Source organism: Amycolatopsis pittospori (assembly GCF_013870525.1).
GTDB classification, from domain to species: Bacteria; Actinomycetota; Actinomycetes; order Mycobacteriales; family Pseudonocardiaceae; genus Amycolatopsis; species Amycolatopsis pittospori.
This window is the reverse complement of record NZ_JACBXD010000044.1, coordinates 32,788-58,824: the sequence shown is the minus strand read 5'-3', so window position 1 is coordinate 58,824 and position 26,037 is coordinate 32,788. Positions and strand designations below refer to the sequence as shown.

Here is a 26,037-nt window from a genome sequence, read left to right as displayed (position 1 = left end):
CTCCTCCAGGCGCGGATCAGCGGTTCAGTGTGCTTCGAGGACGACGGCCAGCCCCTGGCCGACGCCGATGCAGATGGCGGCCAGGCCCCACCGGCCGCCGGTGCGGCGCAGGTGGTGGGCCAGCGTGCCGAGGATCCGGCCGCCGGAGGCACCGAGCGGATGTCCGATCGCGATCGCACCGCCGTTGACGTTCACGATCTCCGGGTCGAGCTTCGACCAGTCCCGCAGGCAGGCCAGCGACTGCGCGGCGAACGCCTCGTTCAGTTCCACCGCCGCCAGGTCGTCCCAGCCGATCCCCGCCCGTTCCAGGGCGATCTCCGCCGCGCGGACCGGGCCGATGCCGAAGACGTCGGGATCGACACCAGCCGCGCCCCGGCCGGCGATCCGGGCCAGCGGCGCCTTGCCGAGCCGCTTCCCCGCTGCCTCGTCGCCGAGCAGCAGCGCCGACGCGCCGTCGTTCAGCGGTGAGGCGTTGGCCGCCGTGACCGTCCCTTGTGGACGGAAGACGGGCTTGAGCTTCGCGAGCTTTTCGGGGTTGGAGTCCGGCCGGATGCCCTCGTCCCGGGTGAGCTCTACGCCCGCGACCGGCACGACGTGGTCGTCGTAGAACCCCTCGTCCCAGGCGCGGGCGGCGTTGACGTGGCTGCGGACGGCGAACGCGTCCTGCTCTTCGCGGCCGATGCCGTAGCGCTCGGCGAGCTGTTCGGTGGACTCGCCGAGCGAGACCGTCCACTGCTCGGGCATCTTCGGGTTGACCATGCGCCAGCCGAGCGCGGTGGAGTGCAGTGTCTGGTTGCCGGCGGGGAAGGCCTTCTCCGGCTTCTGCATGACCAGCGGCGAACGGCTCATCGACTCGACGCCGCCCGCGACGGCGAGCGACGCGTCGCCGACCTGGACCGACCGGCTCGCCTGCATGACCGCGTCGAGACCGGAACCGCACAGCCGGTTCACCGTGGCGCCGGGAACGGTCGTCGGCCAGCCCGCCAGCAGCGCCGCCATCCGCGCGACGTTGCGGTTGTCCTCGCCCGCGCCGTTGGCGTCGCCGAGCACCACCTCGTCCACGGTGGCCGGGTCGAGGTCGTTGCGCTCGCCCAGCGCCCGCAAGACGGTGGCGGCCAGGTCGTCCGGGCGGACCCCGGACAGTGCGCCGCCGTATTTGCCGAACGGGGTACGGATGGCGTCGAACAGGAAGACGTCGGTCATGCGCTCGCCCTTTTGAGGTCTCGGAGGATGCGGAGTTCTGCCTCGGTCGGCGCCGGGGTGGTTCCCAGGTCGCCTGCCACCTTCAGTTTCCACCCGGTCGCCTCGACGACCTGATCGACCTCGACGCCGGGGTGCAGTTCGGTGAGCGTCAGCTCCGAGGTCTCGGGGTCCGGCCGCATCAGGCCCAGGTCGGTGACCACCAGCGTCGGACCGGCGCCGGGGAGGCCGAGCCGCTCCCGGTCCCCCTTGCCGGAGCCGTGGCCGAACGACGTCACGAAGTCGACCTTCTCGACGAACGCGCGGGGGTTCTGCCGCAGCACCACGAACACCTCACGGCACGACGCGGCGATCTCCGGCGCACCGCCCGCGCCGGGCAGGCGGACCTTGGGGTTCGCGTAGTCGGGGCCGATGACGGTGGTGTTGATGTTGCCGAATTTGTCCAGCTGGGCGGCGCCGAGGAAGCCGACGTCGATCCGGCCGGGCTGCAGCCAGTAGTTGAAGACCTCGGGGACACTGACCACGGCGTCCGCGGTGTCGGCCAGTTCGCCGTCTCCGATCGACAGCGGGAGCCGGGTCGGTTTGGCGCCGAGGCAGCCGGATTCGTAGATCAGCGTCAGATTCGGCGCGTGGCCACGGCGGGCCAGGTTCGCGGCCGTACTGGGCAGGCCGATGCCCACGAAACAGGACGTCCCGTCGCCGAGCGCACGAGCGGCGGCGACGCTCATCATCTCGTCGGAGGTGTACTCGGTCATGCCTTCACTCCCGTCAGCTCGTCGAGCCAGCGGGTGAAGCTCTCCCTGTCCCGGCCGATCGCGTCCCATGCCTGGTAGGCGTCGTTGTCCCGTTCGTAGTACCCGGCCGCGTAGGACGGGCTCGCCCCGCCGGGCACCTCGGCGACGGCCGTGACCGCCCACGACGGCAGCACGATCGCGCCCGGCCGCGGCTCCAGTTCGTCCACGACCTCCTCGACGGTGACCAGCGACCGCTTCGCCGCCAGCACCGCCTCCTTCTGAACGCCGGTGATACCCCAGATCTGGACGTTGCCCGCACGGTCGGCACGCTGCGCGTGCACGATCGTCACGTCCGGGTTCAGCGCGGGGACGGCGGCGAGCTGTTCACCGGTGAACGGGCAGGTGATGGGCTTGATCGTGTCCGTCCGCGAAGGCAGATCGGTGCCCGTGTAACCGCGAAGTACCGCGAACGGGAGACCCGACGCCCCGGCGACGTACCGGTTCGCCATCCCGGCGTGACTGTGTTCCTCTATCTCCAGCGGTACCGGCCACTCGTACTGGACCGCGTCGCGGAAACGGTGCAGCGAGCCGACACCGGGGTTACCGCCCCACGAGAAGATCAGCTTGCTCGCGCAGCCCGCGCCGATGAGCTGGTCGTAGACGATGTCCGGGGTCATCCGGACCAACGTCAGGCCGGTGCGGCGCTGACGGATGATCTCGTGGCCGGCGGCTACGGGAATGAGGTGCGTGAAGCCCTCGAGCGCGACGGTGTCCCCGTCGTGCACCAGCCGTGCCACGGCCTCCTTCAACGACAGCAGCTCCGCCATCCCCACTCCCGGCCTGTTCGTATCGCGCACACTTGTTCTTCATCTGAACATAGCACGGTTCGGGCGGCCGGGGCACTCCTTCTTTGGGGCGGTCGCGTTTAGCCGACTACTTGCGATCGCCGGCGCGAGTCGAGAAGGGCCCCTTCCAAGTACATATGGGCAAGCAGGGCGCCGGTATCGAGTCGGTACTTTCGCGTGACTGGGCGGACGGCACGTGTGATCAGACGGACGACACTCGGCGACGGCCGAGTCCTGCCGTGTCGTCCGTCCAGTCACGCTTGCCGTCCGTCCAGTCACGCGCGTCGTCCGTCTGATCACGTGTGTCGTCCCGCCAGCCACGCGAAACGCCCGACCGGTGGGTACCTGAGACACGGTTGGCCCTGACCCGAATCGCCACTCACGACGACCCGCACCGAACGCGATGAAGGGACCCCTCCTCACGAAGTTCGCGACGAAAGGCCCCTTCATCTCACCCCGCGGGCCGCCACCCGCGGGAAGACCTACCGCACCTGGATCAACCGCGACCCGTGCGCCGGAACCGCCGACGCTGTCCAGGAACCGGAGAACTTCCCGAGCTCCGAACGGGAAACCAGGTCTCGCACCTTCTTCTTCCCGTGCAGCCCGGCGTCGCCCCACTTCACGGTGATGTCGGCGGGCGAGGACCCCAGGTTGTAGACGGCCAGCGCCCAGCTGCCGTCGCGCAGTTTCTTCTTCCACACCTGCAGATCCCCGCCGGTCACCCGCGTCGGGTACGTGCCCGACTGGTCGACCGAGATGACTTCGGGGTTCGTGAGGATCGAGACGGCCTTGTCGTCCAGGAAGTAGATGTCGCCGCCGACGTACAGCGGCGCCGAAGCCATCGACCAGAACGTCATGACGCTTTGGCGCTCGACGTCGTCGATGCCGTCCTGGATGCCGTTGCCGACGTTGTTCGAGATCGGCATCGAGTCCAGGTCCGCACGGTAGTCGCGGCCGAAGATGCCGAGCCAGTTCGGCAGGTCCGCCCAGCGGGCCTTCACCGAGCTGTCCCAAGAGGACACCGTGTCGCAGTAGCACTCGATGTCGGTGTCGACGCGGACGCCGTTGACGTGCGGGGCGAGCCGCTCGCCGATCGAGCGCGGGACCGGCCAGGCGCTCGCGGTCAGCCACATCCCGCGGCCCGACCGGTCGATGGCCTTGGACCAGGCGGCGAGGTCGCCGACGTTGTCCTCGGTCGTCCCGTCGACCTTGATGAAGTCGACGCCCCACGAAGCGAACTTCGCGACGATCGAGTCGTAGTACTGCTGCGCGCAGGGGTTCCGGTAGTCGATCTTCCAGTTGCCGCCCCACATGTTCGACGGCGTCAACGGCCTGAAGGCGATGTCCTGCGCCCGGCAGGAAGTCCCCGCGATGGGCGCGTTCTTGTCGTAGACCTCTTTCTCCAGCCCTGTCACCGAGTACAGGCCGAGCTTCAACCCCTTGCCGTGCACGTGATCGGCCAAGGCCTTGATCCCGCTGGGGAACCGCGACGGCTCCGGATCCGGGATCCCGTTGGCGTCGGTGTGGAAGACCCAGTCGGCCGTGGCGTTCCAACCCGAGTCGATGTTGATGTGGTCGTACCCGGCCCGCTTCAGTTTGCCCGCCATCGCGTCGGCGGCGTCGCGGATGTGGTTCTCGTTGAGCCAGCCGGTGCCGTAGCCCGGCCTCGTCGACGACTGGACGCTCCAGCTGCTCCAGCCCATGAACGGTTTCACGAAAGCGGTCTTCGCCTCGGCGACCGGCACGGCGACGGCCGAGAAGATCACCAAAAGCGCGACGCAAAGACGGCGGAGAAAGCGCATGTCGTCTCCTCGTTGAGAGAACTACTCCTTGAGCCCGCTGGCGGTGATCCCGCGGACGATGAAGCGCTGCGCGACCAGGAACATCGCGACGAGTGGGGCGATGGTGACCAGTGCACCCGCGAACAGCGCGGGCAGGTTCACCGTCTGCGCGGTGAGGAACGTCGACAGCGCGATCTGCGCGGTCCACGACGCCGGGTCCTGCCCGATGACCAGCGGCCACAGGAAGGCGTTCCAGCTCTCGATGAACAACAGCGAGCCGAGCGACGCGAGCATCGCTCCCGAGTTGGGGAGCACGAGCCGCACGTACACGCCGAGGTACCCGAGTCCGTCGAGACGGCCGGCTTCCTCGATCTCGGCGGGGAACCGGAGATAGAAGTTGCGGAACAGGATCACCGCGAAGGCGTTGAAGAGGTTCGGCGCGATTATCCCCCATGGGGTGTTCACGCCGCCCATCGCGCCGACCACGACGAACGTCGGCACGAATGTCACCGACTGGGGGATCATCAGCGTCACCAGGACGAAGGTGAACACCGCCCGCCGTCCGGGCACCTCGATCCGGGCCAGTGCGTAGCCCGCCATCGAACCGAGCAGCGTCGCGATGGGCGCGGTGACGATCGCGATCAGGAACGAGTTCCCCAGCGAACTCGCCATCGGCACCGATTCGTCGGCGAACAGATCACCGAAGTTGGCCCAGCTCAACGGATCCGGCAGCCATTGCCAGTCCGCCGACGTCGCCTGGTCCGGGGTCACCAGCGCGTTGCGCACCATCAGGTAGAACGGCAGCAGGAAGATCAGTGAGAGCACAGTCGCCAGCGCGTAGCCGCCGACGTTCTTCTTACGGCGCACGCGGGCAGGCGCGGTGGAGGTCAGGACGGCCATGTCAGTCCTTCTTCCCGAAGCCGACGATCCGGCCCTGCAGCAACGTGACCGCCACGATGATCAGGGTCAGCACGAACGCGCCCGCCGAACCGAGCCCGTAGTTCTGGTCGCCGAGCGCGGAGTCGTAGAGGAACACCAGCGGCGGCCGCACCGGCGCGGTGGCGTTGCCCGTCTGCACCGAGCTGAACAGGTTGTAGAACTCGTCGAAGGCCTGGAACGCGGCGATCAGGATGAGCAGCAGGACAGCGACCGAGGTGTTCCTCAACTGCGGCAAGGTGATGTGCCGGAACGCCTGCCACCGCGAAGTCCCGTCCAGTTCCCCGGCCTCGTACAGCGACCGCGGGATCGCCTGCAGCCCGGCCAGGAACAGGATCATGTAGAGCCCGACCTGAAGCCACAGCCTCAGCGTCACCACCGCGATCCAGTACAGCGGTGGGCTCGTCTCGGAAAGCCACGCGACCGGCTCCATGCCGAAGAGGCCGCCGAGCGTGTTCGCGACACCGGTCGGGAGCCCGTTGAACAGCGCCATCCGCCACACCAGCGCGGCGACCACGTAGGAAACCGCGGCCGGGATGAGGAAGGCCGTCCGGAAGAACGCGCGGCCCTTGCCGATGCCGTTCACCAGTACCGCAAGCCCGAGCGACATCGCGAACGTCACCGGCACGATGAACAAGGTGAACAGGCCGATCGAAGTCAGCGAGGACAGGAAGGCCTCGTCGGCGAGCAGCGTGGTGTAGTTGTCCAGGCCGACCCATTCGCCGAGGTCGAGGGTGCCGCGCGCGTCGTTGAAGCTGAGCAGGAAGCTCCAGCCGATCGCGACGTATTTGAACAGGCCCAGGCCGAGCACCGTCGGCCCGGTGAGCACGGCGAACGCGCCGATCGCCCGCCAGTCCACCCGTTTCCTGACCCGCTTGGCCCGGGCCGCCCGTCCGGCGAGGCGGGCCCGGGCAGGCGGGGTCACGGTCGACGTCATGCCAGCTGCTTGTCGACTTCGGCCTGGACCTTCTTCGCCGCGTCCGCGAGTTCGGGGCCGGCGGCGGCCTCCCCGTTCGCGATCTTCACGACCGACTGCAGAAGCAGGTTCTGCGACGCCTTGTTCCACAACGCCGGGAAGGTGTGCCCGTTCTGCTGCGAGATGGCGACGGCGTCCTTGGCGGCGCCCTCGGCGAATTCCGTGGTCTGCGCCGCGATCGGCTTACGCGCCGGGATGTGGAAGCCGTACTTGACGCACCAGTCCTTCTGCAGTTCCTGCTGCTGGATCCACAGCCAGTTCACGTACTCCTTGGCCGCGTCCACATGGGACCCCTTGGCGTTAACGAGCTGCGACCAGCCGCCGACGCGAGCGGCCGGACGTCCCGCGTCGCCGAACTTCGGCCACGGCACCACGCCGAAGTCGTCGCCGAGCGACTTCTTGATCTGCGGCATCGCCCAGAGTCCGCACCACTGCATGGCGACGGCCTTGTCCTTGAACGCGCCGGGATCCGACCAGTCGGTGGTGTAACCCTTCAGCAGTCCGCCGGAATCGTGCAGCTGCTTGAGTCCTTCGATCGCGGCGACGGCCCGCGGACCGTCGAAGGCGACCTTCTCGCCACTCGCGTCGAACAGATCGACGCCCGCCGACCAGAGCAGCAGGTACGCCGAGTCACCGACGCCGTCGGTGCCGAGATACAGGCCGTTTTGCTTGTCGGCGTTGAGTTTCTTGGTCGCTTCGAGCAGCTCCGCGAACGTCTGGGGCGGCGCGATCCCGGCCGCCTGCAGGACACTCTTGCGGTAGAAGAGCATCATGACGTCGTCCATCATCTTGACGCCGTAAAGCTTCCCGTCGACGGTCACCATGTCCAGCGCCGCCTGACTGAATTCGCCGCGCACCGGCGCGACGATGTCGTCCAGCGGGGCGAGCAGGCCGTTCTTGACGTTCTGGTACCGGAAGTCGCCGAGTTCGAACAGATCCGGCGCCTGCGAGGTGAGCAGCGCGGAGTTCAGTTTGGTCTCGTAGTCGCCCGCGATCCAGGTGATGTTGACGGCGATGTCGGGGTTGGCCTTGGTGAATTCCCGCGCGTACCGCTTGACCGCTTCCTGCGTGCCGTCCTCGCCATAAGCGTGATACCACTGGTTCAACGTCACCTTGGCGCCGGAAGAGTTCCCGCCCTTGTTGAGCGGATCACCGGTGGCACAGGCGGAAACGACCGCACCGCCGGCGAAGAGCATCGAGCCGACAAGGAAATCGCGGCGGGAAATCGGAGCTGGCATGTCGAACTCCTAAAGGCGGTCGGGGACGAAAAGACCTTGTACGGCGACGGCGGCTGCGCCCCGCGCCCATTCCTCGAACGGCAGCGGCCGGATCACCAGACCGCACCGGCCCGCGCTGCCGAACGCCTGCACGGCGAAGGTCCGGCGGATCTGCTCTTCGAACAAGTCGTACGTGGCGACGCCTTCCCCGGAGACGACCACACGCTCCGGGCCGAAGAGGTTGACCAGCGCGGCCAGCCCGAGCCCGATCGCGTGACCCGCGCCGGCGAACACCTCGCGCAGGGACTCGTCTCCCCCGCGTGCCCTGGCGACGGCGTCGTCCATGGTCAACGCGGGTTCGCCCGCCGCCTCCCTCGCCGCGGTCAGTATCGCCTCGGTGGACGCGATCGCTTCCACGCAACCGGTTCCGCCGCAATGGCAGGCCGGTCCGCCGTCGGCGATGGGGACATGACCGATCTCGCCCGCCACCCCGTGTGCTCCGCTGACCAGCTGACCGTTGACCACCAGCGCGCTGCCGATGCCGGTCCCCACGGTGACCAGCGCGAACGACGACGCGCCGACGCCTTCGCCGAACCACTGCTCAGCGACGGCGAGCGCCTTGACGTCGTTCTCCAACGTCGTCTTCAGACCCGTCGCCTCGTCGAGGAGTTCGGCGAGCGGAACGTCTCGCCAGCCGAGGAAAGGCGAGTAGCGGACGAATCCGGTCACCCGGTCGACGTCACCGGAGATGGCGACGCCGAGGCTGTAGGCCCGGTCGCGGTAACCCTCGTCCAGGAGTTCGCCCACCAGATCCGCGAGCGCGGCCACGACGTGCTCGGCGTCGTGCTCGCGCAACGGATGGTGGCGGGAGGTCAGGATCCCGGCGCGAAGGTCGGTGACGACGCCGATGAGGTCGTCCGCGGTGATCTTCACGCCGACGAAGTACTCGCGGTCCGGCCGGATCGCGAGGGGGTTCGCCGGACGGCCCGCCCCCGGCCCGGTCCGTTCCTCCGACGCCAGTTCCTCCAGGTAACCGGCCTCGATGAACGGCCGCGCGGCCTTGGTGACGGCCGCCGAGGAGAGGCCCGTCCGGCGGGCCACGTCCACGCGGCTGACCGGCCCCTGCGTCAGGACCGTGGTGAACACGGTCGCCGCCGCGGGACTGGTGATCGGCGCCCTTGCCGGTGCACTGCGTGGCATGGCCGGTACGGTACGACGAATAAATTAACTTCGTCAAGAATTTATTTTTTCCCTGGTCAGCTCTACGCTCGGGTGCATGTCGAGGATCGAGTTCGACCCCGCCCAGCGCCTCTGGCTGCTCAGCACCCCGGGCACTTCGTACGCGTTGCGGCTCGACGCCGCCGACCGGCCGGGGCATGTGCACTGGGGTCCCCCGCTCACGCTCGAACAGGCGAAGTCGATCGCGGCCAGGCGGAGCCCGGCGGACAGCAGTTTCGACGAGCCCGGCGACGACCGGCCCGAACTCCCGGCCGAGGGCGGCGCGGCGTTCGGCGTCTCCGGTCTGCAGGTGCGATTCCAGGACGGGACCCAGGCGATCGAGTGGAGTTTCGCCGGCCACGAAAGCGAAAACGGGGAGCTGACCGTCCGCCTGCGCGACCGGCACTACCCGCTCGAAGTCGAGTTGCACTACCGCGTGCACGACGACTCCGACGTCATCGAGCGCTGGACGACGCTGCGGCACACCGGCGACGACGCCCCCATCACCTTGTCCCGCACCGATTCCGCCGCCTGGACACTGCCGCGACGCGCCGATTACCGGCTTTCGCACGTGTCCGGCGCGTGGAGCGCGGAGTTCGGCGTCCGCCGCGAACCGCTGTCCGTCGGCGAGACGACCTTGACCAGCAGGCGCGGGGTTTCCAGTCACCAGGCCAACCCCTGGCTGATGCTCGACGCGGGTGACGCCGTCGAGAACCACGGCGAGGTGTGGAGCACCGCGCTCGCGTGGAGCGGCAGCTGGCGGATCACCGCCGAGCGCTCGCACACCGACCGCGTCACCTGGACCGGCGGCGTCGGCCACGAGGGACTGACGCGGTATCTGCGGCCCGGCGAGACCTGGGAGACGCCGATGTTCGCCGGACTCTACGCGGCCGACGGCTTCGGCGGCACCAGCAGGCGTTGGCACGCCTACGTTTCCGGGCACGTCCTGCCGCATCCCGAGGAGCTGCGGCCGATCGTCTACAACTCGTGGGAGGCCACCGGCTGGGACGTCGACGAGGAGAAGCAGAAGGCGCTCGCCGTGGCCGCGGCCGAACTGGGCGCGGAGCTGTTCGTCATGGACGACGGCTGGTTCGGCGGACGCGTCGACGATTCCGCCGGGCTCGGCGACTGGACGGCCAACGCCGAACGCTTCCCGCACGGACTCGACCCGCTCATCGACGAGGTCCACCGGCTCGGCATGCGGTTCGGCATCTGGGTCGAGCCGGAGATGGTGAACCCCGACAGCGATCTCCACCGCGCGCATCCGGAGTGGGTGCTGCGTATGGACAATCGCGAGCGGACGACGTTGCGGAGCCAGCTCGTGCTGAACTTCGCGCGGCCGGAAGTGGCGGACTGGGCGCACAAATGGCTCGACAACCTGGTGGGCACACACGAGATCGACTTCCTCAAATGGGATATGAACCGCGCGTTCACCGAAGCGGGCTGGCCGGAACGCGGCGAGGACGCGTCGCGGTTGTGGATCGACCATGTCCGCGCGGTGTACGCGGTGATGGACCGGCTGCGCGCGGATCACCCGCGGCTGCGGATCGAATCCTGCGCGGGCGGTGGCGGCCGGGCCGACCTGGGCATCCTCGCCCGCACCGACGAAGTGTGGACGTCGGACAACACCGACGCCTTCGACCGGATCGGCATCCAGCACGGCTACAGCCAGCTCTACCCGGCGGGCACGATGGCCGCCTGGGTGACCGACAGCCCGAATCCGCTGACCGGACGGGCGATCCCGCTGCGGTTCCGGTTCCACGTCGCGATGGCCGGCGTACTCGGCCTCGGCGGCGACCTTCCACTGTGGACGTTCGAGGAACGGCGCGAGGCCGCCGCGCTCGTGGCGCTGTACAAGGAGATCCGCCCGGTCGTCCAGCACGGCGCGCAGTACCGGCTGGGCGAACCGGAGGACTCCCCCTTGACGGCGGTCCAGTATCTGTTCGAAGACCGCGTGGTCGTGCTCATCTGGCAACGGCCGGCGGAGTACGGCCGCGCGCTCGTCCCGCCGCGGCTCGCCGGCCTGGACCCGGACGCGCGATACCGCGACGCCGACACCGGCGAGATCCACCACGGGGCCGTGCTGCTCTCGCACGGGATCGACCCGAACCTGCCCGGAAAGGACTACGCGAGCGCCCTGATCCGCCTCACCCGGGTCCCCCGCGCAGGGGAAGAGCATCCCTCATGACGGGGATTCTCAGGTTTGGGATACCAACCGCCGGGCACTAGGCTGAGTGGGTGCCCTCGACGATCGCGGTGACCCGGTGGATTCCCGACGAAGCGGTGAAGGTGCTCGCCGAAGTCGGGGAGGTGAAACTGTCCCGCGCCGACAGGCCGCTCACGCCGGACGAACTCCGCGAGTTCGTCCGGGGCGCGTCCGCGGTCGTCGGCATGCTGCACGACCGGATCGACGGCGAGGTCGCCGAAGCGGCGGGCCCGGATCTGAAGGTCGTGGCGAACGTGGCCGTCGGCTACGACAACGTCGACGTCCCGGCGCTGGCCGAACGCGGCGTCACCGTCACCAACACACCCGGTGTGCTCACCGACGCCACCGCGGATCTGGCGTTCGGACTGCTCCTCGCGGTCACGCGCCGGCTCGGCGAGGGCGAACGGCTGATCCGCTCGCGCACGCCGTGGTCGTTCCATCTCGGCTTCCTGCTCGGCTCCGGCCTGCAGGACAAGACACTCGGCGTCGTCGGACTCGGCCAGATCGGGCAGGCGATGGCGCGACGGGCGCTCGGTTTCGGCATGCGGATCGTCTATTCAGGACGGTCTCGCTTGTCCGAAGAGGTCGAGAAGACCCTGGGCGCCGAGTACGTCTCCTTCACCGAACTGTTGGAACGTTCCGACGTCGTTTCACTGCATTGCCCGCTGACGCCGGAAACGCGGCACCTCATCGACGCGGACGCGCTGAAGACGATGAAACCGGGCGCCTACTTGATCAACACCACGCGCGGGCCGGTCGTCCACGAGGCGGCGCTGGCGGACGCGCTCGAAGCCGGTGAGATCGCCGGAGCCGGCCTCGACGTGTTCGAGGCGGAGCCCGAGGTCGAACCGCGACTGCTGGAACTCGAGAACGTCGTCTTGACGCCGCACCTCGGATCGGCGACGGTCGAGACCCGTACCGCCATGGCCGTGCTCGCGGCCGAAAACGTCGCGTCGGTGCTCACCGGCGGAAACCCGCTGACGGAGGTTCGTCCATGACTCGTGTGGTCATCGCGCCCGACAAGTTCAAGGGAAGCCTGACCGCGGTCGAGGCCGCGGAAGCGATCGCCCACGGCGTCCGCGACGCGTTGCCCGAGGCCGAGGTCTCGTCCTGCCCGGTGGCCGACGGCGGCGAAGGAACGCTCGACGTCCTCCTCGCGGCAGGCGGACGTCTCGTGGAACTTCCGGTCCGTGGCCCGCTCGAAGACACCGTCGAAGCGCGCTACGTGGTCCTCGACGGAACGGCCTACATCGAATCGGCCCGCGCGTGCGGGATCGAGTTCGTCGAGCCGAGCCCGGACGTGGCACTGACCGCGCACACCTGGGGCGTCGGCGAACTCCTCGCCCACGCGCTCGACAACGGCGCGCGGAGGTTGGTCCTGACCGTCGGCGGAACCGCGAGCACCGACGGCGGCGCCGGGATGCTGGCGGCCCTGGGCGCCGGGGTGTTCGACGCGTTCGGCGCCCCGGTCGGCTTGGGTGGCGGCACGCTGGGCCGCGTCGCTTCGGCCGAACTCGGCCCGGTGCGCGACAGGCTCGGCTCCGTCGAGGTCGCCGTCGCCACCGACGTGACGAACCCGCTGCTCGGACCGCGCGGCGCGGCCGCGATCTTCGGTCCGCAGAAGGGTGCGGGACCGCGTGAGGTCGAGCAGCTGGACGAGGCGCTGGCCCGTTGGGCGCAGGCACTGGTGAACGCCGGAACCCCGGACGTCTCCGACATCCCGGGAGCGGGCGCGGGTGGCGGCGTGGCCGCCGGGGCGATCGCCGGACTCGGCGCGAGCGTCGAATCCGGTTTCCAGCTCATCGCCGGACTCACCGGCGTGGCGGGCGCGATCGAACGGGCCGATCTGGTCATCACCGGCGAGGGTTCCTTGGACGAACAGAGTCTCGACGGCAAGGCTCCGGCGGGTATCGCGGCCCGTGCGCAGGAGCACGCGGTACCGCTGATGGTGCTGGCCGGACGCATCCAGCTGGATCAGAGCCAGCTCGCCGGCCTCGGGGTCGTGGGCAGCGCCGCCCTGATCGACCACGCGCCCTCACTCGACCACGCGCGTGCGCACGCGGCGGAACTCCTGCGCGAGCGGGCCGGCGAGCTGGTCCGTGCCTGGGCCCGGACTTGAGCCCGAACGTCAAGACCGTCAGTCCGTGAAGGACTCCTTGAGGGACCCTGGGTCCCTCAAGGAGTCCTTCACGGACCTCAGGACCGGGCGTTCGGTGCTTCTCGAAGTCTGAACTCGCGCAGCTCAGCTGCCGGGCTGCGGGTGTGCCTGCGGGAGTACGGCGAAGGCGACTTCGCCGGTTTCGTCCTGCTGTACGTCGAGCACCTTGTCGTCGAGCAGCGCGGCGGCGTCGGGTTCCAAGAACACCTTCGGGCCGTCCTCGGCGCCGAGCACCTGATCACCGTTTTCGGGCTGCGGAGCAACCGAAACGGCGAGCTGGGGACTATCCCCCTCCAGGGAATGCATCGCGAAACGCAAACCACTTCCGCCTTGCGTTCCGTCCTGCCCGGTCAGTGCGGTGATCGCCTCGGCGGCGGCTTCGGTGACAGTAAGCATCTTCGGCCTTCCTTCGTCGCGGTCTTGCACTTGACGGACCACGCTAGGGGGTCCGGACTTGGCCCGCCGTCTGAGTGAAGATCATTTTTCGCCCACGTCCGGGACCTCTTCGGCCAGCCGCTGGGCATGGGATTCCCCTTCGCGGATCTCCGCCGGAGTGGTCCCGAACCGATCGGCTCCACTCCAGTGCTCGGGCGGCTCGATGCCTTCCTCGAGCGGGTCGACGCGGAGTTCGTCCTCGTCGAGAGCCTCGCTGGGCGTCAGTGTTTCCGGTTCGGCCGTCTCACGATCGCTCACCGGCCTCTTCCTCCTCGTCGGACGTCGACCGGGCCGTGCTGTACTCGACCCGGTCCCTGTGGCTTACCCGACGCCCTTCTCGGTGAAACGGTGCCCTGTCGCGGGGATCACAGTTCCCAGCAGGTTTAGTAGCTTCACAAGTTTGTGAAACGGAGTAGCGTCGTTCGCATGACCACCACCAGGTGGGCGCCAGGGCACCGGATCATCCGGCGCGCGCCGGAGCGACATCACGAGCTGGGCCATCACGCCGCCTGGTACGTGGTCGCCGGAGTGGCCGCCACCGGTCTTCAAGCGGTGCTGTTCCTTGTCTTACAGCCGATACTGGGTCCCCAGCCGGCCAATCTGGTCGCGCTCGCCGTCACGACCATCGGGAACACCGAGTTCCACCGCCGGGTCACCTTCGCCACCCGGAAGAGTCATCCGGGCAAGCGGCACTTCCAGGACCTGGTGACGTTCGCCTTTTACGCGGCGTACGGCTCGATCGTGCTCGCGTCCCTCGACGCGGTGATCAGCGAACCGACCGCACTGGAGCAGACGGGCGCGTTGCTCATGGCCAGCGTCGTGGGCGGCATCGCACGCTTCGCGGTCCTTCGCTGGTGGGTCTTCCCTCGCCAGAAGGCTTAGTGTTCGTCGGGTGGCAGAGATCAACGGCGGACCGCACGACGGTGGCGCGGAACCCGACTACCGATTCACGCTCGCCAACGAGCGGACCTTCCTCGCCTGGCTGAGGACGGCACTGGGCCTGCTCGCCGGCGGCGTCGCGGTGCATCAGCTGGTTCCGGACCCGTCCGCGTTGAGCACCGTGCTCGCCGGACTGTGCGTCGTACTGGCCGCCGTCCTCGCGGCGGCCGCGTACCCGCGCTGGCGGCAGGTGCAGACCGCGATGCGCACGGGACGGCCGCTGCCGAAGAGCGGGATGCTGCTGTTCCTGACCGCCGGAATCCTGGTCATCACGCTGACGGCCGCGGCCCTGGTGGTGTTCTCGTGATCACGGCCGGATCTTGAGCGCGCGGCCGCACGTGCGCGATCACGGAGCGCAAGCGGAACGGACCGGGCTGGCCTGGCGCCGGACGGCGCTCGCGGCTACTGCCTGCACACTCCTCTTACTGCACATGGCCGCACGACGAGGCTGGGGAACGGCGGTCATCCCGGTGGCGTTCGCCGGAGCCACCGTGGTGGCCCTGGTCGTCATCGGCTCCGTTCGTGAACGGGCACTGCGCGGACCGGGAACCCCGAAACCTCTTAACCCAGCCTTTGCTGTCACCGCATCAGCACTCGTCGTAGCGACCGCGGCCGCTTTGATCGCGGTGCGCTAAAGGCCGCATACGTCCTGCGATCGCGACCGCTGTTTCGCTGACGCAGAGTCTCGGTTGTATTAAGCCGACTCCGTCTAATGGGCTATCTCTAGTTGAAATCTTTACTGCCGTCCGATCGGCGCCTACGATTACGCTGCGTCGCAACGGCGGCAGGTGAATCTGATCTTACGGAGCATCTGCCGCCCTCAATCGTTACGGAGTGTTGGCCCCTCGACAGCGACGGTCGCAGGGTCGGCCGGGGAGGACGACCATGCAAGCAACTTCCAGCGCGTCCAGAACCGTCACCCCCGATGCGGTCCCCGGATATACGACTCCGGAGAACCTGCCTCGACCGGGAGGACGGCTGACGAAGGAAGATCTCGATCCCCTCGTCAGGGACGCGGGAGACGGGAATCCGGCGGCGATCCAAGCGCTGCTGCGGATGATCGGTCCCGTCGTGGTGCGCTACTGCCGCGCCAGGATGGGCGGACGCGACCTGTCCTACCTGTCGGCGGACGACGTCGCGCAGGAAGTGTGCATGGCGGTGCTGAAGGCCTTGCCCGGCTACCAGGATCGCGGCGGCTCCTTCCTCTATCTCGTGCACGCCATCGCCGCCAACAAGGTCGCCGACGCCTACCGCGCGGTCTCCCGTGACCGGTCGGAGCCGGTGCCGGAACTGCCGGAGCGGCCCTTCGCCGACAACGAGCCGGAAACGCACGCCCTGCACCTGGACCTCGGCGCCCGGCTCAGCCGCCTCCTCTCCACTCTCCCGCGAGTGCAGCAGGAAATCCTCGCCCTCCGCATCGCAGTCGGCCTCTCCGCGGCCGAAACCGCCGAAGCACTGGGCATCTCCGCAGGCAACGTGCGCGTGACGCAGCACCGCGCATTGGCCCGCCTGCGCGGGATGGTCAACCAGGACGAGTTCTGACCTTCCTTCCCCCCTGCCGCAGGTCGTCGATCAGCGGCTCTCAGGCGCCTGGACCCCGCGCCGCCCACTTTCTTCCTCCCACCGGTTTCGAACCGGTGATTTGTCGTATGTCCCGGCGGTTTCCGCGTGTTGCGAAAGCCACTTTCGCAACGTTGAAGGTTGCGAAAGTGGCTTTCGCAACCTTGCTCTGACCTACCACTGGCCCCAGGTGCTCGTGAGCCGCTATGTCGCGGTGGGAAGCCGGTACGCCCGCCGTGCGGTGCCGTCGAAGAACTCCAGCCGTTCCGAGTCGCTCAACGAGCCGGTCAGCGAGAACGCCGTGTCCACGACGACCTCGTACGCCGCCGCCAGTTCGCAGACCGGCCAGTCGGAGCCGAACATCAGCCGCGAGGCCCCGAAAGAGTCGATGACGTGCTCGGCCCATCTCGCGAGGTGCCCGACCTTCCACTGTGCCCAGTCGGCTTCGGTGACCAAACCGGAAAGCTTGCAGTACACGTTCTCCAAGGCTCCCAACGCCGCGATGCCGTCCGCCCAGGGCTGCCATTCCCCGGAGGCGATCGGCGGTTTCGCGGCGTGGTCGAGGACGAAAACCTGATCCGGCAACGCCGAAGCGGCGGCGAGAGCGGCCGGAAGTTGCGGCGGCTTCACCAAAAGGTCGTACGCCAAGCCGGCCTCGCCAAGGGCCGCGAGACCACGTAAGACCTCGGGCCGGGTCAGCCACGCGGGGTCCGGCTCGTCCTCCACCTGATGCCGGATTCCCACCAGGGGCCCGGAAAACGCGGCGAGCCGGTCTGCCACATCGGGTGCGGTGAGGTCGACCCAGCCGACCACCCCGGCGATCAGGGGCTCGGCCGAAGCGACCGCAAGGAACTCGCGTGTCTCCTCCTCCGAGGAGACCGTCTGCACCAGCACGGTCGCCTTCACCCCGGCCGTCTTGGCCACCGTACGGAGATCGTCCACTGTGTACGGACGGCGGATCGGTCCCAGTGCCTCACCGGTCATCCACGGGTAGTGCCGTCGCGAGGGGTCCCAGAGGTGGTGGTGCGCGTCGATCACGACTGTCCTTCCGGTCGCAGCACGGTGTCCTCCCGCAACAGTCCCGCACGGATCAGCTCCGTCCACAACTCGCGCGGCACCGGACGGCGGAATCGCGTGGCGTTGAGCCGGACCTGGCCGGGATCGTGCGCGCCGACGACGACGGAGACCACCGCCGGATGCGCGGCGGGCAAGGCCAGCGCGGCCTGAGGCAGTTCGACACCGTGCCGTTCGCAGACTTCCGCGATCCGCCGCGCGCGATCCACCAGTTCCGACGGCGCCTCGGCGTAGTCGTACATCGTGCCCGGCGTGGCGGTGGCGAGGATCCCCGCGTTGAACGCTCCCCCGGCGACGACGTCGACCCCGCGTTCCTGGCACAGCGGCAGAAGATCGTCGAGAGCGGGCTGGTTGAGCAGCGTGTACCGCCCGGCGAGCAGGATGACGTCGAGGTCGAACCGGCGGACGAATTCGGCGAGCATCGGAGCCTGGTTCATCCCGGCCCCGATGGCGTCGACGACGCCTTGCTCCCGCAGTTCGAGCAGCGCGGGGAACGCGCCGTTCACGGTGTCCTCGAAGTGTTCGTCCGGATCGTGCACGTAGACGACGTCCACGCGGTCCAGGCCGAGGCGTTCCAGGCTGTCCTCAAGCGACCGGAGGATCCCGTCGCGGCTGAAGTCCCAACGGCGTTTGTAGGCCGCGGGCACCACGAAACCCTGCGAGTCCGTGCGTGACGCGCCGTCCGGATGGGGTTCCAGCACGCGACCGACCTTGGTGGACACCACGTAGTCCGAACGGGAATACGCCGAAAGGGCCGCGCCCAGCCGTCGTTCCGAAAGGCCGAGACCGTAGTGCGGCGCGGTGTCGAAGTACCGGATGCCTTCGTTCCACGCCTGACGGACGGTCTCTTCGGCCGTTTCGTCGGTGATGGCGTGGTACAGATTGCCCAGCTGCGCACAGCCGAGCCCCAGTGGGGACAGGGAGAGCTTCACGGAAGCTCCCATACGAGACCGAGGCCGGAATCGCCACCCGAATAGTCGTCCTCGACGTCGAGCAGTTCCGACATCCGTGCCTGCCAGGGAATGTTGGCCGGATGCTCGCGCAGGATCGCCCGCATCTTCGCGTAGTCCTCGACCTCCACCAGGTGGAACAGATCGAGACCGTCACGCCAGATCCGCCACGATCCGACCCCGGCGGCCCGCAGCGCCTCGTCGAGATCGGGTGGGATGACGGCGTGGACCGACTCGTATTCGGCCTCCTTGCCCGGCTTCAACCGGGTGTGGAGTGCCACTCTTTGTAGTGCGACACCGTGGGTCACCGCGCCTCCTCAGCTCGAAACATGGCACTCTGTCAACTAACACTCAAACATCCGAGGTCTTCGGGGAGGGCGGTGGAACATGCCGGTCACCGATGTCGCGATCGACAAGATCAAGGACATGATCATCTCCGGCGAGCTTGCTCCTGGCGACAGGCTGCCGAAAGAGGCCGAATTGGCCCAGCGGCTGGGCCTGTCCCGCAGTTCGCTGCGCGAAGCGGTGAAGGCCCTGTGCCTGATCCGCGTGCTCGACGTCCGCCAGGGCGACGGCACGTACGTCACCAGCCTCGAACCGAATCTCCTCCTCGACGCGATGACGTTCGTGGTGGACTTCCACCGCGACGACACCGTGCTCGACTTCCTCGCCGTCCGCCGGATCCTCGAACCGGCGGCGACGGCGATGGCCGCGATGCACATGAGCGACGAGGACATCGCGGAACTAGGCCGCCTGCTCGACGAACTCGCCGACTCGCCGACGGTGGAGGCGCTGGTCGCGAACGACCTGCAGTTCCACCGCAAGATCGCCGACGGCTCCGGGAATCCGGTGCTGTGCTCGCTGCTCGACAGCCTCTCCGGCCCCACCGCGCGTGCCCGGATCTGGCGTGGGCTCACGCAGGAGGGCGCTGTCGCGAAGACGCGCGAGCAGCACTCGGCGATCTACGAGGCCATCGCGAACCGCGAACCGGAACTCGCCCGTTCCTGGGCCACCGTGCACGTGGCCGGGGTCGAGCAGTGGCTCCGCAACGCCCTCGGCACCGCCGACGACCCGACCGCGGCCGCCGAAGCTTCCTGACACAGCTACCTCCACTGATGGTCCGTGAAGGCCTCCTTCCCTACTTTCAGGGTAGGGAAGGAGGCCTTCACGGACTTTCGGACTAGGTCTGGGCTTTCCCGCTGGCGTAGCGCGAAATGATCAACGCGACCAGGATGATCACGCCGTAGATCGCCTTCAGCCACTCCGGCGGCACCTGCGCGACCTGCAGCAGGTTGGTGACCGTCTGCAGGAGCAGCACGCCGGTGAGCGCCCCGACCAGCGTGCCCTTCCCACCGTCCAGGGAGACACCGCCGATCACCGCGGCTGCGAACACCTGAAGGATCAACCCGTCGCCCTGGTCGGCGCCGAGCGCGCCGACGTATCCCGTGTACGCGAGACCGCCGAGCGCGGCCAGCACGCCGGCCACGACGAACACGCCCCACGAGATGCGGTCGACCCGGATACCGGCGGCCCGCGCGGCGGCCCGGTTACCCCCGATGGCGTAGAGGGACCGGCCGATCCGGTGGTAGCGCAGGCCCAGCCCGAACACGGTGAACAGCGCCGCGGCGAGCCACACCGACATCGGCAGGCCGATGAACGTGGTCGTCGCCATCGCGGTGAACACGTCCAGCTGGTCGAACAGCGTCTTGCCTTGGGTGGACCCGATCTGCGTGCCGCGCAGCACGGTCAGCATCGCCAGCGTGACGATGAAGGCGTTCAGCTTCAGCTTGACGATCAGGAACCCGTTCACGAAGCCGACGGCCGCGCCGGCCACGAGTACGGCGAGAACGCCCACGAAGCCGGGGATTTCGGTGCCGAAGCCCGAAGACGCCACCGGGATCACCAGCATCGCGCCCAGCGCGGGCGCCATCCCCATGGTGGATTCCAGCGACAGGTCGAATTTCCCGGTCAGCAGCACGAGCGATTCGCCCAGCACCACCATCGACAGCGCCGCCGAGGCGGACAGGATGCCGACGATGCTGCCGAAGGTCAGGAACGTGTCACTGATCAGTCCTCCGATGATCAGCACCACGACGAGCGCCGGCACCAGGGCCAGTTCCCGCAGCCAGCGGAACTTCCGGCGTTTCGGCGGTGGCGGCGCCAAGGACGCCGTCTTCGGATCCGTCATCAGTTCGGTCATCCGCGCTCGACTCCTTCGATGTCGGCCACGAGGTCGCCGTCGGACCAGCCGGCCTGGTGTTCGGCGACCACGGCACCGGCGCGCAGCACCAGCACCCGGTCGCTCAGGCGCAGGTCGTCCAGCTCGTCGCTGACGATCAGCACCGCCTTGCCCTCGGCCCGCACCCGGTCGACGACCGCGAGCAGGGCCTCCTTCGATTTCACGTCCACCCCCGCGGTCGGGTTGATCAGCACGACCAGCCGGGGATCCCCGGCGAGCGCGCGGGCCAGGACGACCTTCTGCTGGTTGCCGCCGGAAAGGTCGGACACCGGTTGCTCGGCGTCGGCCGCGACGATGTCGTAGTCCTTCAGCGCTCTCGACGCCCGCTCGTACCGGGCGCTCGGCGCGGCGATGCCCGCCTTGCCCATCCGATCCAAAATGGACAGTGTGGCGTTGTCCATGATGGAGTGGTCGAGCACCAGGCCCTCGTGGTGCCGATCCCGCGGTACACAGCCGATTCCCGCGCGGATCGCCGCCGGGATGTCACCCGGCCTCAGCGGTTCGCCCGCGACCCGCATCGTGCCGGAGGTCGCCGAGCGCAGTCCGTACACGGTTTCGGCGACCTGGTGCTTGCCGCTGGCGTTGCTGCCCGCGAGACCGATCACCTCACCGCGGTGCACCCGCAAGGTCACGTCGTGGAAGCCGTCACCGGACAGGCCGTCGACGGTCAGGATCTCGTCCGCGTCGGCGGCCAGAGCGTCGCGGGTCGTCGCGTCGCGGACGGAAAGCCCGCCCTGTTCCCCGGTCATCGCGTCGATCAACTCGGCGCGACCGACTTCCGAGACCGGCGCGGTGAGGATGTGCTTGGCATCGCGCAGCACGGTGACCGCCTGGCAGACCTCGTACACCTCGTGCAGATGGTGCGAGATGAACAGGAACGTCACCCCGTTCGCCTGCATCTGGCGCATCCGGTCGAAGAGCCGCTCGATCGCCTGGCTGTCCAGCTGGGCGGTCGGTTCGTCGAGCACGATGAACCGGGCGCCATAGGAGAGCGCCCGCGCGATCTCGACGAACTGCCGGTCCTCGACCGAGAGTTCCCCGGCAGGGGTGTCGACGTCGACGTGCACGTCCCAGGATTCCAGCAGGTCCCTGGCCTGGCGGCGCAGACGCTGCCAGCCGATCGCGAATCCCTTGCCGGACTGGCGGTTCAGAAAGAGGTTCTCCGCGACGGTCAGCTGCGGGACGACCATCGCGTGCTGGTACACGCAGGCGACCGCGCGTTTCCAGTCGTCCTGTTTGGACAGTGGCGGGGCGGGGACGCCGCCGAACTCGACCCGCCCGGTGTCCGTCTTGGACAGTCCGGTGAGGATCGAGACGAGCGTCGATTTCCCCGCACCGTTGCGGCCGACGAGCGCGTGCGACTCGCCGGGGTTCACGGTGAGGCTGACGTCGGACAGCGCCACGGTCGGGCCGTAGCGTTTACCGACGCCCTGTGCGCTGACCACCGGTACGGCGGCGGAGCCGGCGGGCAGCGCGCTCACAGGTTGTTCCCCCAGAGGGCCTTGTCGTCCACGTTGTCCTTGGTGACCACGGGCGCGGGCAACTGGTCTTCCAGGATCCCGGGCCGGACCTCGACGACGGTGCTGCCGTGATCGGTCGGCCCGGCCTTGAAGGTCTCCCCCGCCATCGCCTTCTTGATCCAGTACATGCCGAACTTGGCGTAGTCGTCGGCGGGCTGGGAGACGGTCGCGTCGAGTTCGCCCGCGCGGATCGCGGCGAGTTCCTGCGGGATCCCGTCGTTGCTGACCAGCACCACGTGTTTCGGGTCGCCGACCGGGAAGTAGAGGTTCTTGCGCTTGAGTGCCTGCTGTGTCGGCGCGAGGTAGACGCCGCCCGCCTGCATGTAGACGGCCTTGATGTCCGGGTTGGCGGTCAGCAGGCTGTCCAGACCGGACGACGCCTTGTCCGCCTTCCACTCGGCGGCGATCTCCAGCACCTGGACGCCGGGGAACTTCGTCTTCATGCACTGCCGGAAGGCCTCGGAGCGGTCGCGTCCGTTGACCGAGGCGAGGTCGCCCATGACCTGCACGACCTTGCCGGACGTGACCTTCGCGCCGATCGCCTCGCAGGCCTTGGTGCCGTACGCCTTGTTGTCCGCGCGCACCACCATCGCGACCTTGCCGCTCTCCGGCGCGACGTCGACGGCGATCACCGGGACGCCCTTGTTCTCCGCGGCCTTCAGCCCCGCGACCACCGCGGCGGAGTCGATCGGCGTCACGACGAGACCCTTGACGCCCTGGTTGAGCAGGGTGTTGACGTCGGTGATCTGCTTCGCCGAGTCACTGTCCGCGTTGACCGTGGGCAGCGCGTCGACGCCTTGCTCCTTCGCCTTTAGCGGCACGTAGTTGTTGTAGGCCTGCCAGAACGGCGAAGTCAGCAACGGGATCGTCGCCCCGACCTTGCCGCCCTGGGCCCCGCCGCCACCCGCCGTGGGCGCGTTGTCCTTCGTGGACCCACAGGCCGACAGGGCCAGCCCGAGCGCGGTGGCCGCGGCGGCCACCTTGATCACCCTCGTACGCACCGCATCCTCCTTGATGACAGCGGGGAACCTACTTCTGGACCGGGCCGCGCGGGCGCAGCCCGTACATACCGCCGTCCACGGCGAGCGCCGTGCCGGTGGTCGAAGCCGAAAGCGGACTGGCGAGGTACACGATCGCGTTCGCGACCTCGTCCGCGGTGACCAGCCTGCCCATCGGCTGCCGGGCGGCCAGCGCGGCCCGCTCGGCGGCCGGATCGCCCGCCGAGTCGAGCAGCCTGCCGACCCACGGGGTGTCCGCGGTGCCAGGGCAGACGCAGTTGACCCGGATCTCGTCGGCGAGGTGGTCGGTCGCCATCGCCAGCGTCAGCGAGAGCACCGCGCCCTTGCTGGCCGAGTACAGCGCGCGGTTGGGCAGGCCCGCCCACGCCGCGATCGAGCAGGTGTTGACGATCGCGGCCGACGGCGATTTCTTCAGATGCGGCAACGCGGCCCGCGCGAGCCGCACCATGCCGACGACGTTGACGTCGAGCACTCGGTGCCATTCGTCGTCGTCGTTGGCGGTGACGTCGCCCTGCGCGCCGATACCGGCGTTGTTGACGAGGATGTCGAGCCTGCCGAAGCGTTCGACGACGGATTCGATCGCCGAACGCACTTCGTCGTCGGAGCCGACGTCGCACCGGAATCCGGTGAAGCCCTCGGGGAGGTCGTCCGGCTTCAGGTCGAGCACCGCGACCGTCGCCCCGCGAGCGGCGAGCAGTTCGGCGGCGGCCCGGCCGATCCCGGACGCGCCACCGGTGACGGCGGCGACGAGGCCTTCGAATTCACTCACTTGCAGTCTCCGTCCACTCTGGACCGTCGGGGAACCGGAACCGGCGCAGGGTCGCGTCGTGCATCCGCGCGGAGAACCCCGGCGCGGACGGGGCGAGATACCGCCCGTCGGCCACGACGGCCGGATCCGTGAAGTGCTCGTGGAGGTGGTCGACCCATTCGATGGACCGGTCGACGTCCGAGCCGGACACCGCCACGAAGTCGAACATGGACAGGTGCCGGACGAGTTCGCACAGCCCCACACCGCCGGCGTGCGGGCATACCGGGACGCCGAACTTGGCCGACAGCAACAGGATCGCCAGGTTCTCGTTGAACCCGCCGACCCGGGCGGCGTCCAGTTGCAGCACCGAGATCGCGTCCGCCTGCAGCAACTGCTTGAACACCACGCGGTTCTGGACGTGCTCGCCGGTGGCCACGCGGATCGGGGAAAGGGCCTTGGCGATCGCGGCGTGCCCGAGCACGTCGTCCGGCGAGGTCGGCTCCTCGATCCAGTACGGGTCGTACGGCGCGAGCGCGGTCATCCAGGTGATCGCGGCCGAGACGTCCCAGCGCTGGTTCGCGTCGACGGCGACGCGGATGCCGGTGCCGACGGTCTCGCGGGCGAGCTTCATCCGGCGGACGTCGTCCTCCAGGTTGCCGCCGACCTTCAGCTTGATCATCTCGAAGCCGTCGGCGACCGCCTGCTCGGCGAGGCGGACGAGTTTCGCGTCCGAGTAGCCGAGCCAGCCGGGGGAAGTGCTGTACGCGCGGTACCCGTCGCGCTCGATCCGGGCGATCCGCTCCGCACGGCCGGGTTCGGCGGCACGGAGGATCTCCAGCGCCTCCTCCTCCGTCAAAGCGTCGGAGAGGTAGCGGAAGTCGACGAGGGAGACCAGGTCCTCGGGCGACATCTCGGCCGCGAAGCGCCAGACCGGCAGTCCGGCGATACGGGCGGCGAGATCCCAGGCGGCGTTGACGACCGCGCCGATCGCCATATGCGCGACGCCCTTTTCCGGGCCGAGCCACCGCAGTTGCGAGTCGCCGACCAGTGCCCTCGACAGATCGCCGAGCGCGGCCGCGTCCGTGGGGACGTCCCGGCCGACGACATGCGGTTCGAGCGCGCGGATGGCCGCGGCCTGGACGTCGTTACCGCGTCCGATGGTGAAGGCGAGCCCGTATCCGTCGGGGCCGCCGTCGGTGTGGAGGACGACGTACGCGGCCGAGTAGTCCGGGTCCGGGTTCATGGCGTCCGAACCGTCCAGCTCCCGCGAAGTGGGGAACCGGACGTCGAGCACCTCCATGCCCACGATCTTGGCCATCACGCCTGCCTCGCGGTCTGACGCTGGCGGCCGAGGCCGTCGATCTCGAGCTCGATGACGTCACCTTCCCGCAGGTACGGCTTGGGCTCGGGCCGGCCGAGCGCGACGCCCTGCGGAGTACCGGTGTTGATGAGGTCTCCCGGGCGCAGCACCATGAACCGACTCAGATAGTGCACGATCTCGGCGACCGTGAAGACCATGTCCTTGGTCGACGAGTCCTGTTTCTTCTCTCCGTTGACCCACAGCCGCAGGCCGAGGTCCTGCGGGTCGGGCACCTCGTCGGCGGTGACCAGCCACGGGCCGAGCGGGTTGAAGTTCTCGCACGACTTGCCCTTGTCCCACTGGCCGCCGCGTTCGAGCTGGAACTCGCGCTCGGAGACGTCGTTCGAAACGGTGTACCCGGCGACGTACTCGAGGGCTTCTTCGACGCTTTCGAGGTACCGCGCGGTCTTGCCGATGACGACGCCGAGCTCGACCTCCCAGTCGGTCTTGGTCGAGTTCCGCGGCACGAGCACGTCGTCGTCCGGGCCGACGACGACGTCGGACGCCTTCATGAAGACGACCGGCTCGGTCGGCACGGCGGCACCGGACTCCTCCGCGTGCTGCCGGTAGTTGAGACCGATGCAGACGACCTTGCCCGGCCGCGCGATCGGCGAACCGACCCTGGCGGCGGCGAATTCCGGACCGGCTTCGGGCAGCTCACCGGCGGCCAGCGCGGCCGCGACCTTGGCGACACCGTCGCCCGCGAAGAAGCTGCCATCGATGTCGGCGGTCAGTCCCGCGAGGTCGCGCAGCGTGCCATCCCCGGCACGTACGAACGGACGCTCACTTCCCGGCTCCCCGAGACGCAACAGCTGCACGGATTTTCCCTTCCGGCCGAACCGTCAAGAATCAACGGCTCCAACAGCAACGAACAGACATCCGATGTATACCTGACGACCTTCGACCAGATCTAGAGCTCACC

The 26,037-nt window shown here is 68.6% G+C and carries 26 protein-coding genes and 1 pseudogene; 8 read left to right on the top strand and 19 right to left on the bottom strand.

The features are described from left to right. Nucleotides 1-24: 24 nt before the first annotated feature. The 8 genes from H5J31_RS23805 to H5J31_RS23770 form a co-directional block, all read right to left on the bottom strand. Complete coding sequence (locus H5J31_RS23805; protein WP_181774852.1) at nucleotides 25-1,203, bottom strand: thiolase family protein; 1,179 nt, start codon at nucleotides 1,201-1,203, stop codon at nucleotides 25-27. Continuing rightward, nucleotides 1,200-1,955: a CoA-transferase subunit beta gene (locus H5J31_RS23800; RefSeq protein WP_181774851.1), complete on the bottom strand. Its 756-nt coding sequence runs from the start codon at nucleotides 1,953-1,955 to the stop codon at nucleotides 1,200-1,202. Before H5J31_RS23800 ends, H5J31_RS23805 begins: the two co-directional genes overlap by 4 nt. Further along, on the bottom strand, nucleotides 1,952-2,761 hold the full coding sequence (locus H5J31_RS23795) for a CoA transferase subunit A (protein WP_181774850.1): 810 nt from the start codon (nucleotides 2,759-2,761) through the stop codon (nucleotides 1,952-1,954). The genes H5J31_RS23800 and H5J31_RS23795 overlap by 4 nt, the downstream gene beginning before the upstream one ends. Before the next feature lie 500 nt (nucleotides 2,762-3,261). Beyond that, nucleotides 3,262-4,581, bottom strand: a complete 1,320-nt coding sequence (locus H5J31_RS23790) for a glycoside hydrolase family 27 protein (RefSeq protein ID WP_236005348.1) — start codon at nucleotides 4,579-4,581, stop codon at nucleotides 3,262-3,264. A 21-nt stretch (nucleotides 4,582-4,602) separates the two neighbouring features. Continuing rightward, nucleotides 4,603-5,460, bottom strand: coding sequence for a carbohydrate ABC transporter permease (locus H5J31_RS23785; protein ID WP_181774849.1), 858 nt, complete (start codon nucleotides 5,458-5,460; stop codon nucleotides 4,603-4,605). Between the two features lies 1 nt (nucleotide 5,461). After that, on the bottom strand, nucleotides 5,462-6,433 hold the full coding sequence (locus tag H5J31_RS23780) for a carbohydrate ABC transporter permease (protein WP_181774848.1): 972 nt from the start codon (nucleotides 6,431-6,433) through the stop codon (nucleotides 5,462-5,464). Continuing rightward, a complete protein-coding gene (locus tag H5J31_RS23775) occupies nucleotides 6,430-7,710 on the bottom strand; it encodes an ABC transporter substrate-binding protein (protein ID WP_207898606.1) in 1,281 nt (426 codons plus the stop codon). The genes H5J31_RS23780 and H5J31_RS23775 overlap by 4 nt, the downstream gene beginning before the upstream one ends. Nucleotides 7,711-7,719: 9 nt before the next feature. After that, a complete protein-coding gene (locus H5J31_RS23770; protein ID WP_207898604.1) occupies nucleotides 7,720-8,889 on the bottom strand; it encodes an ROK family transcriptional regulator in 1,170 nt (389 codons plus the stop codon). A 76-nt stretch (nucleotides 8,890-8,965) separates the two neighbouring features. Here H5J31_RS23770 and H5J31_RS23765 point away from each other — a divergent pair, with 76 nt between their 5' ends. From H5J31_RS23765 to H5J31_RS23755, 3 genes are read left to right on the top strand one after another with little or no spacing between them, the layout of a single operon-like run. Beyond that, nucleotides 8,966-11,095 (top strand): alpha-galactosidase, encoded by a 2,130-nt coding sequence (locus tag H5J31_RS23765; RefSeq protein WP_181774847.1) that lies wholly within the window; start codon nucleotides 8,966-8,968, stop codon nucleotides 11,093-11,095. Nucleotides 11,096-11,145: 50 nt separating this feature from the next. Beyond that, entirely contained in the window at nucleotides 11,146-12,111 is a 966-nt protein-coding gene (locus H5J31_RS23760; RefSeq protein WP_181774846.1) for a 2-hydroxyacid dehydrogenase, read from the top strand. Then, the gene (locus tag H5J31_RS23755) at nucleotides 12,108-13,232 is read left to right on the top strand and encodes a glycerate kinase (protein WP_181774845.1); all 1,125 of its coding nucleotides are present in this window, start codon (nucleotides 12,108-12,110) and stop codon (nucleotides 13,230-13,232) included. The genes H5J31_RS23760 and H5J31_RS23755 overlap by 4 nt, the downstream gene beginning before the upstream one ends. A 123-nt stretch (nucleotides 13,233-13,355) precedes the next feature. On the opposite strand, the gene H5J31_RS23750 is transcribed toward H5J31_RS23755, so the two are convergent. Both H5J31_RS23750 and H5J31_RS23745 read right to left on the bottom strand, forming a co-directional pair. Then, nucleotides 13,356-13,667 carry an iron-sulfur cluster biosynthesis protein gene (locus H5J31_RS23750; protein ID WP_181774844.1) on the bottom strand — a complete coding sequence of 104 codons (312 nt, stop codon included), beginning with the start codon at nucleotides 13,665-13,667 and terminating at the stop codon, nucleotides 13,356-13,358. A 96-nt stretch (nucleotides 13,668-13,763) separates the two neighbouring features. Further along, nucleotides 13,764-13,964, bottom strand: a pseudogene (locus H5J31_RS23745) (hypothetical protein); the annotation flags it as partial. A gap of 168 nt (nucleotides 13,965-14,132) precedes the next feature. On the opposite strand from H5J31_RS23745, the gene H5J31_RS23740 reads away from it, so the two are divergent. From H5J31_RS23740 to shbA, 4 genes are all read left to right on the top strand, one after another. Next, nucleotides 14,133-14,588: a GtrA family protein gene (locus tag H5J31_RS23740; protein ID WP_181774842.1), complete on the top strand. Its 456-nt coding sequence runs from the start codon at nucleotides 14,133-14,135 to the stop codon at nucleotides 14,586-14,588. A 10-nt stretch (nucleotides 14,589-14,598) separates the two neighbouring features. Then, entirely contained in the window at nucleotides 14,599-14,952 is a 354-nt protein-coding gene (locus H5J31_RS23735) for a YidH family protein (protein ID WP_181774841.1), read from the top strand. Between the two features lie 31 nt (nucleotides 14,953-14,983). Further along, nucleotides 14,984-15,280, top strand: a complete 297-nt coding sequence (locus tag H5J31_RS23730) for a DUF202 domain-containing protein (protein ID WP_181774863.1) — start codon at nucleotides 14,984-14,986, stop codon at nucleotides 15,278-15,280. A 250-nt stretch (nucleotides 15,281-15,530) separates the two neighbouring features. Continuing rightward, entirely contained in the window at nucleotides 15,531-16,187 is a 657-nt protein-coding gene (gene shbA, locus H5J31_RS23725) for an RNA polymerase sigma factor ShbA (protein ID WP_181774840.1), read from the top strand. A 222-nt stretch (nucleotides 16,188-16,409) separates the two neighbouring features. Here the strand turns inward: shbA and H5J31_RS23720 are convergent, their stop codons facing one another. The 3 genes from H5J31_RS23720 to H5J31_RS23710 are packed head-to-tail and all read right to left on the bottom strand — an operon-like array spanning nucleotide 16,410 to nucleotide 18,510. Further along, nucleotides 16,410-17,243, bottom strand: a complete 834-nt coding sequence (locus tag H5J31_RS23720) for an amidohydrolase family protein (protein WP_181774839.1) — start codon at nucleotides 17,241-17,243, stop codon at nucleotides 16,410-16,412. Beyond that, nucleotides 17,240-18,211: an aldo/keto reductase gene (locus tag H5J31_RS23715; RefSeq protein ID WP_181774838.1), complete on the bottom strand. Its 972-nt coding sequence runs from the start codon at nucleotides 18,209-18,211 to the stop codon at nucleotides 17,240-17,242. Before H5J31_RS23715 ends, H5J31_RS23720 begins: the two co-directional genes overlap by 4 nt. Then, entirely contained in the window at nucleotides 18,208-18,510 is a 303-nt protein-coding gene (locus H5J31_RS23710) for an L-rhamnose mutarotase (protein ID WP_181774837.1), read from the bottom strand. The genes H5J31_RS23715 and H5J31_RS23710 overlap by 4 nt, the downstream gene beginning before the upstream one ends. 106 nt (nucleotides 18,511-18,616) lie before the next feature. Between H5J31_RS23710 and H5J31_RS23705 the strand changes: the two genes are divergently transcribed. Then, complete coding sequence (locus tag H5J31_RS23705; protein ID WP_181774836.1) at nucleotides 18,617-19,327, top strand: FadR/GntR family transcriptional regulator; 711 nt, start codon at nucleotides 18,617-18,619, stop codon at nucleotides 19,325-19,327. Between the two features lie 82 nt (nucleotides 19,328-19,409). On the opposite strand, the gene H5J31_RS23700 is transcribed toward H5J31_RS23705, so the two are convergent. The 6 genes from H5J31_RS23700 to H5J31_RS23675 are packed head-to-tail and all read right to left on the bottom strand — an operon-like array spanning nucleotide 19,410 to nucleotide 25,933. After that, the gene (locus tag H5J31_RS23700) at nucleotides 19,410-20,429 is read right to left on the bottom strand and encodes an ABC transporter permease (protein ID WP_181774835.1); all 1,020 of its coding nucleotides are present in this window, start codon (nucleotides 20,427-20,429) and stop codon (nucleotides 19,410-19,412) included. Beyond that, nucleotides 20,426-21,949, bottom strand: coding sequence for a sugar ABC transporter ATP-binding protein (locus H5J31_RS23695; RefSeq protein ID WP_181774834.1), 1,524 nt, complete (start codon nucleotides 21,947-21,949; stop codon nucleotides 20,426-20,428). The genes H5J31_RS23700 and H5J31_RS23695 overlap by 4 nt, the downstream gene beginning before the upstream one ends. After that, nucleotides 21,946-22,989: a sugar ABC transporter substrate-binding protein gene (locus tag H5J31_RS23690; RefSeq protein ID WP_328701587.1), complete on the bottom strand. Its 1,044-nt coding sequence runs from the start codon at nucleotides 22,987-22,989 to the stop codon at nucleotides 21,946-21,948. The genes H5J31_RS23695 and H5J31_RS23690 overlap by 4 nt, the downstream gene beginning before the upstream one ends. A gap of 28 nt (nucleotides 22,990-23,017) precedes the next feature. Continuing rightward, nucleotides 23,018-23,776 (bottom strand): SDR family NAD(P)-dependent oxidoreductase, encoded by a 759-nt coding sequence (locus H5J31_RS23685; RefSeq protein ID WP_181774833.1) that lies wholly within the window; start codon nucleotides 23,774-23,776, stop codon nucleotides 23,018-23,020. After that, nucleotides 23,769-25,073 (bottom strand): enolase C-terminal domain-like protein, encoded by a 1,305-nt coding sequence (locus H5J31_RS23680; RefSeq protein ID WP_181774832.1) that lies wholly within the window; start codon nucleotides 25,071-25,073, stop codon nucleotides 23,769-23,771. The genes H5J31_RS23685 and H5J31_RS23680 overlap by 8 nt, the downstream gene beginning before the upstream one ends. Further along, nucleotides 25,073-25,933, bottom strand: coding sequence for a fumarylacetoacetate hydrolase family protein (locus H5J31_RS23675; RefSeq protein WP_181774831.1), 861 nt, complete (start codon nucleotides 25,931-25,933; stop codon nucleotides 25,073-25,075). The genes H5J31_RS23680 and H5J31_RS23675 overlap by 1 nt, the downstream gene beginning before the upstream one ends. Nucleotides 25,934-26,037 lie beyond the last annotated feature (104 nt).

What these genes read in the sequence shown, in the direction of transcription:
- H5J31_RS23795 (WP_181774850.1), bottom strand. Translation starts at nt 2,761, where the DNA reads ATGGCGGAGCTGCTGTCGTTGAAGGAGGCCGTGGCACGGCTGGTGCAC.
- H5J31_RS23755 (WP_181774845.1), top strand. Translation starts at nt 12,108, where the DNA reads ATGACTCGTGTGGTCATCGCGCCCGACAAGTTCAAGGGAAGCCTGACC.
- H5J31_RS23700 (WP_181774835.1), bottom strand. Translation starts at nt 20,429, where the DNA reads ATGACCGAACTGATGACGGATCCGAAGACGGCGTCCTTGGCGCCGCCA.
- H5J31_RS23705 (WP_181774836.1), top strand. Translation starts at nt 18,617, where the DNA reads ATGCCGGTCACCGATGTCGCGATCGACAAGATCAAGGACATGATCATC.
- H5J31_RS23800 (WP_181774851.1), bottom strand. Translation starts at nt 1,955, where the DNA reads ATGACCGAGTACACCTCCGACGAGATGATGAGCGTCGCCGCCGCTCGT.
- H5J31_RS23770 (WP_207898604.1), bottom strand. Translation starts at nt 8,889, where the DNA reads ATGCCACGCAGTGCACCGGCAAGGGCGCCGATCACCAGTCCCGCGGCG.
- H5J31_RS23775 (WP_207898606.1), bottom strand. Translation starts at nt 7,710, where the DNA reads ATGCCAGCTCCGATTTCCCGCCGCGATTTCCTTGTCGGCTCGATGCTC.
- shbA (WP_181774840.1), top strand. Translation starts at nt 15,531, where the DNA reads ATGCAAGCAACTTCCAGCGCGTCCAGAACCGTCACCCCCGATGCGGTC.
- H5J31_RS23780 (WP_181774848.1), bottom strand. Translation starts at nt 6,433, where the DNA reads ATGACGTCGACCGTGACCCCGCCTGCCCGGGCCCGCCTCGCCGGACGG.
- H5J31_RS23785 (WP_181774849.1), bottom strand. Translation starts at nt 5,460, where the DNA reads ATGGCCGTCCTGACCTCCACCGCGCCTGCCCGCGTGCGCCGTAAGAAG.
- H5J31_RS23740 (WP_181774842.1), top strand. Translation starts at nt 14,133, where the DNA reads ATGACCACCACCAGGTGGGCGCCAGGGCACCGGATCATCCGGCGCGCG.
- H5J31_RS23750 (WP_181774844.1), bottom strand. Translation starts at nt 13,667, where the DNA reads ATGCTTACTGTCACCGAAGCCGCCGCCGAGGCGATCACCGCACTGACC.
- H5J31_RS23765 (WP_181774847.1), top strand. Translation starts at nt 8,966, where the DNA reads ATGTCGAGGATCGAGTTCGACCCCGCCCAGCGCCTCTGGCTGCTCAGC.
- H5J31_RS23805 (WP_181774852.1), bottom strand. Translation starts at nt 1,203, where the DNA reads ATGACCGACGTCTTCCTGTTCGACGCCATCCGTACCCCGTTCGGCAAA.
- H5J31_RS23790 (WP_236005348.1), bottom strand. Translation starts at nt 4,581, where the DNA reads ATGCGCTTTCTCCGCCGTCTTTGCGTCGCGCTTTTGGTGATCTTCTCG.
- H5J31_RS23680 (WP_181774832.1), bottom strand. Translation starts at nt 25,073, where the DNA reads ATGGCCAAGATCGTGGGCATGGAGGTGCTCGACGTCCGGTTCCCCACT.